This window comes from Cloacibacillus sp. (genome assembly GCA_036655895.1).
GTDB lineage: Bacteria > Synergistota > Synergistia > Synergistales > Synergistaceae > JAVVPF01.
In genome coordinates this window covers 1-1,033 of sequence record JAVVPF010000127.1, presented here as the reverse complement: position 1 = coordinate 1,033, position 1,033 = coordinate 1, and the positions used below count along the sequence as shown (strand labels likewise).

Annotated in this window: 1 protein-coding gene; it reads right to left on the bottom strand. The window is 52.8% G+C overall.

The window, feature by feature from the left end:
* Positions 1-417 precede the first annotated feature (417 nt).
* On the bottom strand, positions 418-1,033 hold a 616-nt coding region (locus RRY12_13275; protein MEG2185646.1), incomplete at its 5' end, for a permease.

Sequence of the window (1,033 nt, the reverse complement as noted above, 5' to 3'; positions counted from 1 at the left end):
ATATTGCTCCCAAGGCGATAACGATGAGCACGGGAACCATTATCTTTAGCAGTAAATTGTGTTTTTTATCCATTGCAGTTTCCTCCGCAGGCGCATCCGCAACCGCACCCGCATCCGAGTGAGGCATCGTCTGCCTTTCCCTCAAGGGCAGGGGCGATCCAGCCCGTATCGTCGTTAACGTAGCGGATGGCTCCGACCGTGCATAGATTGCCACAGCCGTGGCAATGATCTACGCAGCCATTCGGATGGATGACTACCGGGACAGGTGCTGTTGCCTTGTCATAAACCCCATGCGGGCAAAAATTGGTGCAGGTTCCGCATTCAATGCAGGATAGGATATCAACGACTGGATACCAGCTTTGAGCCATAAGAAACCCTCATTTCTGACAGCCTATATGCTGCCGCTTTTGCTGTTGATTACACCAGCAGGTATTGGAAGGCATTGAAGAAGTAGCCTACAAGGATGATCCCTACCGTGCAGATGGCAACAAAGATTCCAAGCAGCTTGGGCTTAACAGCCTTTCTCAGCATGATGATGGAGGGCAAAGACAGCGTAGTTACGGCCATCATGAAGGATAGCACAACGCCCAGCAATGCGCCCTTGGCCAACAGTGCCTCGGCAATGGGGATGGTGCCGAAGATGTCAGCGTACATGGGTACACCCGCAAGGGTCGCAAGGATCACACCAAAGGGGTTATGGTCGCCAAGCACCTTCACAATGAATTCTTCGGGAATCCAATTGTGAATCAGCGCACCGATGCCAACGCCTATCAGCACATAGGGCGCGACCTTCTTTGCGGTGGAAACCACCTGCTCCCATGCGTACCTCATGCGATCCTTGAAGCGAAGCTCTTCCTGCGGCATATCCAAATGATGCCCGCCGCGAATGAACTCCTCCACCTGATTTTCCAGCCGACATTTTTCAATCAAGGTACCGCCGACAATTGCAATGATGAGCCCGACCACAACGTAGACAACAGCCACCTTCCAGCCGAATATGCTCATCAGCAGTACCAGCGAGCCGAGATCGACC